The organism is Photobacterium sp. OFAV2-7, from assembly GCF_022347985.1.
Lineage (GTDB): Bacteria > Pseudomonadota > Gammaproteobacteria > Enterobacterales > Vibrionaceae > Photobacterium.
On record NZ_JAKRFQ010000259.1, the window covers coordinates 1 to 5,912 of the forward strand.

Genomic DNA, 5,912 nt, shown 5'->3' on the forward strand with positions numbered 1-5,912 from the left:
TTCATCACCGAGAGCACCGTTACCAGGGCCAGCACGCCGATGGTGATCCCCGCCGTAGACATATAGGAAACAAAGCGGCTGAATCGGTCCCCGGAACGGCCTCGCAAATAGCGCAGGCCAATAAAGAAAGAGACTGGATGAAACATAAACGAAGTCGAAACCATCCTGTTATTAACTGCCCGCAAGAATACCCGTTGCAGCAAGTGATTACCATCCGGAGGCGCAAAACTAATGTAAAAACAGAGGGTAAAATAGACACTGTGACCGTGCCGCGCTTGCTCGAAAGCGAAGGGTAAGTGATAATCGAAGGATAGTTAATTAATCACGAGTATGACATGAATCAGGACGAGTATTTTTCGGTCAGTGCCGGGCTAACCATCAACGTCGAGCTGCTCCCCCCCAGTGAACAGCTTCCTGATGAGATAGCATTCAGCCATGAAATCCCGCCGCTGTTTCGTGTCGCAAGCGAATGCACCGGCCTCGAGGACGGCATCGAACAATCGCTGCAAAAGCTGACCAAAGAAGACAGCAAACCACTGCTTGACTACCTGACAGCCCAGAACAGCAAGATAAACCTCCTGCTGTCTTACGTGTTGTCACAACAAGATAACCCGAGGCATCGACATATCACGGAAACATTTGGTGCCAGCCAGCTCACATTTTTTTCGGCCAAGGCAATTCCTGTCGGCACTAACGCCCGGGTTAAGCTATTTTTAGACAAGCCATCTGCAGCCGTCTATTGCTACGCCGAAGTCGTCAGTAATACAACCAAGGGCGATAAGGTTGAAGTCACGCTTAAATACAATCGCCTGCAGGAAGATGACCGGGACCTGCTGATACGCGCAGCCCTCTATATTCAACAAAAGTTACTGCGCCAGCGCGCCCAATACCGAACAGATAATCAATAAAGCACATGAACTCGAATCAATTACTCTCTCTTCCTTTACCTACAAAGCAAGGAGACAACCGATTTATCGGTAATGTATCAGGGGCAGCCCTGGCCTTATCTGTCGCGGAGCTGGCTCAACAACATCAGGGACCGGTGCTGGCTGTTGTACCAGATACTCAAACAGCCCTTCGCCTGCAGCCTGAAATCACTCAGTTTACCGACGTCGAAGTCAGCGTGTTCCCCGACTGGGAAACCCTGCCCTATGATAATTTTTCGCCGCATCAGGACATAATTTCTGATCGTCTGTCACGCCTGTATAAACTGCCGACGCAAAGTAACGGGATCATCCTAGTTCCTATCAGTACGCTGCTGCAGCGCCTGACACCCCGTGAGTTTATCCATCAGCATGCGCTACTGGTTACCAATGGCGATCGCCTCTCGCTCGACAAACTTCGTCTGCAGCTTGAGGCCTCAGGCTACCGGCATGTTGATCAGGTCATGGAACATGGCGAGTATGCCAGTCGTGGTTCCCTGCTGGATCTTTTCCCTATGGGAAGCAACCAGCCATACCGTATTGACTTTTTTGATGATGAAGTCGACTCAATTCGTCAGTTTGATCCGGAAAACCAACGCTCTACAGGCGAAATGGACAGTATTCGACTATTGCCTGCTCATGAGTTTCCGACCAATGAAATTGCTGTCGAGAACTTTCGCATGCGCTGGCGCGAACGATTCGAAGCCCGCCGAGAGCCGGAATCTATCTACCAGCAAGTGAGCAAGCGCACCTGGCCTGCCGGCATCGAATACTGGCAACCTTTATTTTTCGAGCAAACCGAAACCCTGTTCGACTACTTGCCCGACTCGAGCCTGCTGATCACCATTGGTGAGCTGGAACCGGCAGCAGACCAGTTCCTCGGGGACGCCGAATACCGATTCGAACAGCGCCGCGTTGACCCGCTCCGTCCGCTCCTTAGCCCGAAGGAACTCTGGCTAGGCAAAGACGAAATGTTCAGCAGCTTTAAAACCCTGCCGCAAGTTCGTATTCGCCCGGATGCCGAACCAGAAAAGGCCGGTCGCTACAACCCGCTGCTGCAACCTGTCCCGATGCTGACTATCAATCATCAACTCAAGGAGCCTCTTGCCGAACTGCGTCGTTTCTCGGAACAGTATGACGGTAAGATTATTTTCTCCGTGGCCTCCGAAGGTCGCCGAGAAGCACTGCTTGATCTGCTGGCCCGTATCAAGCTTCGCCCTATGGTGTGCAACACTCTCCACGAAGCCGCCAATGCACCGGGTAAATTTGCGCTGGTTATCGGCGCTGCAGAACAAGGCTTTATCCTGAGCGAGCCTGCTATCGCCTTTATCTGCGAAAGCGACTTGCTGGGTGAGCGTGTCGTGCAACGTCGCCGACGCGAAGATAAAAAAACTGTCAACGCCGATACGATTATTCGTAACCTTGCCGAGCTCCAGATTGGCCAGCCAGTCGTTCACCTCGATCATGGTATTGGTCGCTATCAGGGCCTGCAGACACTGGAAGCCGGCGGGATCACCACCGAGTACGTCACACTTGAATACCAGGGCGGTGCCAAACTGTATGTCCCCGTCGCCTCCCTGCACCTGATCAGCCGCTACTCCGGTGGTGCAGAAGAAACCGCACCAATCCATAAACTGGGCGGGGAAACCTGGGCCAAGGCACGCAAGAAAGCAGCAGAGAAAGTACGCGATGTTGCCGCCGAGTTGCTGGATGTCTATGCCAAGCGCGAAATGAAGCCCGGTTTCAAATTCACGCTCGATCGTGAAGCCTATGCCGATTTCTGCACCGGCTTCCCGTTCGAAGAGACCCATGATCAGGCGCTCGCCATCAATGCCGTACTGTCGGACATGTGCCAGGCCAAAGCCATGGACCGTCTGGTGTGTGGCGACGTCGGCTTTGGTAAAACCGAAGTCGCAATGCGAGCGGCCTTTGTTGCCGTTGATAACAGCAAGCAGGTCACCGTGCTGGTTCCGACCACCCTGCTGGCACAGCAGCATTTTGAGAACTTCCGCGACCGCTTCGCCAACACTCCGGTTCGGGTCGAGGTTTTGTCCCGCTTCAAGACGGCCAAAGAGCAAAAGCAAATTTTAGCCGATGTTGCCGAAGGGAAAATCGATATCTTGATCGGTACCCATAAGCTGCTCAATGCCTCGGTCAGCTATCAGGATCTCGGCTTGCTGATTGTTGACGAAGAGCACCGTTTCGGTGTCCGCCAGAAAGAAAAAATCAAGGCGATCCGCTCCGATGTCGACATTCTAACCCTAACGGCTACGCCGATCCCGCGGACGCTGAACATGGCAATGAGCGGTATGCGCGATCTGTCTATTATCGCTACCCCGCCGGCACGTCGCCTGGCTATCAAGACCTTCGTTCGTGAGCGTGAGGATATCCTGGTTCGTGAAGCAGTCCTTCGTGAAATCATGCGTGGTGGGCAGGTCTACTTCCTCCACAATGATGTCGACTCCATCGAAAAAACAGCCGAGGACTTGGCTAAGTTGATCCCTGAGGCACGTATCACCTTTGCCCACGGCCAGATGCGCGAACGCGAACTTGAGAGAATCATGAGTGATTTCTATCACCAGCGTTTCAACCTGCTAGTCTGTACCACGATTATCGAAACCGGTATCGATGTCCCGACCGCCAACACCATTGTGATTAACCGTGCCGACCATCTCGGTCTGGCCCAGTTACACCAGTTACGGGGCCGTGTCGGACGCTCCCACCACCAGGCCTATGCCTACCTACTTACCCCGCATCCTAAGCGGATGACCAAAGATGCGGTGAAACGTCTTGAGGCAATCTCTTCACTCGAAGATCTCGGTGCCGGCTTTACCCTGGCAACCCATGATCTCGAAATTCGCGGTGCCGGGGAGCTTCTGGGCGACGAGCAGAGCGGTCAGATTCAGTCTGTCGGCTTCACCCTGTTTATGGAAATGCTGGAACAGGCCGTCGAAGCACTGAAAGAAGGCAAGGAGCCATCACTGGATGATTTGCTGAAACAGCAGACTGAAATTGAACTGAGACTGCCGGCATTGCTGCCCGACGAATACATCCCGGATATCAATACCCGTCTGTCGCTCTACAAACGCATTGCCAGCGCCGACAGCGAAAATGCCCTGAATGAGCTAAAAGTCGAGCTCATCGACCGCTTCGGTCTACTACCGGATGCAACTACCAACCTGCTGACGGTCAACAAGCTTAAGTTGAAGGCTGCCGGTCTGGGCGTTCGTCGAATTGAGGCCGGGGAAAAAGGCGGTTATGTGGAATTTGCCCAAAATGCATCTATCAACCCGGGCTTCCTGGTCAATTTGCTTCAGTCACAACCGCAGCATTACCGGATGGATGGCCCGACTAAACTGAAAGTGATGGCGCCAATGAACGATCGCAAAGACCGGATTAAGTATGTTGACGGGCTTTTAACAAAGCTTTCGGAAAACACCCTATAATTGATGGCACTATAGTGCGGAGTATTATCTTGAAAAAACTGATTTATTTGCTGCTTATTGCCATTAGCTGGCCTAGTCTGGCGGCGCGACAATTTGATATTGAGGTTATTCTGTTCAAGCGCAATATCGACCCGGCGCAAGTCAGTGAGGCCTGGCCGGATCAGCAGAAGCCCGTCAACATGAAAGGCACCGTGTCTTTCGATGATGAAAGCCTGCTGGCCAGCAAGGACATCAGCCTGATGTTACCTGAGCAGTTTCAGCTGACCCCACAGTATGACAAGCTCAGAGGCCATGCCGGTTTTACCCCACTGGCCCATTTTGGCTGGCGTCAGGGTGATTTAAGCAAGGCAGCGGCTCCGAAGTTTCACCTAACGGCCGGCAAAGATTATTCGGCCCAATACCTTGCCGACGGCACTTCAAAAGCAGCACTTAGCCGCGAAACCAGTCCGCAGCCAGAGCCGCCAGCCATAGCCGAAAGTGAAACCGCTATAACAGCTGACGGCCTTCCTGCCACGACAGAGATGCCAGCAGTTGCCCCCGAGCCACCGCTTTATGAACTTGAAGGTAGCATTCGCGTATACGTCCAGCACTTCTTATTTACCGAAACCAGCCTCGACTTACGTGAGCCGGGCCGTCGTGAAGTGATTGTCGGTGCCGAGCCTATCGACCTCGAAACAGATCTGCTGGCCGAGGACAGCAATGTTCAGGTAGGCCACTTACAGGAAGTGAAGAAAAAAGTGGAAGTTGAGGAGTTCCTGAAATCCTACCGCTTTGAGCAGCAACGGAAAATGCGCAGCGGCGAAACCCACTACCTGGATCACCCATTGATGGGCATGGTCATTCAGATCCGTCGGGTTGAGGAATAATCCGCCAAAGACATACCTTCGAAAGGCTGCCAACAGGCAGCCTTTTTTGTATACATCAAAAACTAATAGATTTCACAGATATAACCGCCTCCCGTTGCCGACTTGCCGCTCACTACCTATGCTTACCTTGGACACAAGATCTCCCTCAGGGACGTAAACTAAGGAAAGTTTCCCCCCAATGAAAACGGACTTCGAAATATCAACACCTCGGCTTATGCTTCGCCCCTACAAACTCGCCGATCTTAACGAGCTCATAGATGCCGTCCGGTCATCGGTGTCTGAGCTGAGTCCGTGGCTGGTTTGGTGTACACCAGACTACGACCAGCATGATGCCTACGAGTGGATCAATGCCAGCAGGAATAACTGGCGAAACAATATCAGTTACGAAATGGGGATCTTTGACCATCACTCCGGACAGCTTGCCGGTAGTGTATCGCTCAATAACGTGTCAGTGACCTTGAATTCGGCGGAGCTTGGCTACTGGATCCGAACCTCCTTCCATCGGCAAGGATTTGCGACCGAGGCCTGTCAGGCTATCAGTGAATTTGCCTTCAGTACCCTGGGACTTACCCGACTGGAAATTGTTACCCACACCGGCAATCTTGCCAGCCAAAGAACGGCCCTGGCTATCAAAGCCAAATTCGAATGTACCGCCAGAAACCGGATCTTTGCGGCAG

Annotated in this window: 4 protein-coding genes and 1 pseudogene; 4 read left to right on the forward strand and 1 reads right to left on the reverse strand. The window is 52.7% G+C overall.

What is annotated here, in order from left to right:
* Positions 1-146: pseudogene (locus MHN01_RS13895) on the reverse strand (lipoprotein-releasing system transmembrane subunit LolC); the annotation flags it as partial.
* A gap of 189 nt (positions 147-335) precedes the next feature.
* Between MHN01_RS13895 and MHN01_RS13900 the strand changes: the two are divergent.
* From MHN01_RS13900 to MHN01_RS13915, 4 genes are all read left to right on the forward strand, one after another.
* Entirely contained in the window at positions 336-908 is a 573-nt protein-coding gene (locus tag MHN01_RS13900; RefSeq protein WP_239411892.1) for a PilZ domain-containing protein, read from the forward strand.
* Positions 909-913: 5 nt separating this feature from the next.
* Positions 914-4,369, forward strand: coding sequence for a transcription-repair coupling factor (gene mfd, locus MHN01_RS13905; protein WP_239411893.1), 3,456 nt, complete (start codon positions 914-916; stop codon positions 4,367-4,369).
* A 29-nt stretch (positions 4,370-4,398) separates the two neighbouring features.
* Positions 4,399-5,235, forward strand: a complete 837-nt coding sequence (locus MHN01_RS13910) for a peptidoglycan binding protein CsiV (protein ID WP_239411894.1) — start codon at positions 4,399-4,401, stop codon at positions 5,233-5,235.
* 178 nt (positions 5,236-5,413) lie between these two features.
* Positions 5,414-5,912: GNAT family N-acetyltransferase (locus MHN01_RS13915; protein WP_239411895.1), on the forward strand; the 499-nt coding region annotated here is incomplete at its 3' end.

What these genes read in the sequence shown, in the direction of transcription:
- mfd (WP_239411893.1), top strand. Translation starts at nt 914, where the DNA reads ATGAACTCGAATCAATTACTCTCTCTTCCTTTACCTACAAAGCAAGGA.
- MHN01_RS13900 (WP_239411892.1), top strand. Translation starts at nt 336, where the DNA reads ATGAATCAGGACGAGTATTTTTCGGTCAGTGCCGGGCTAACCATCAAC.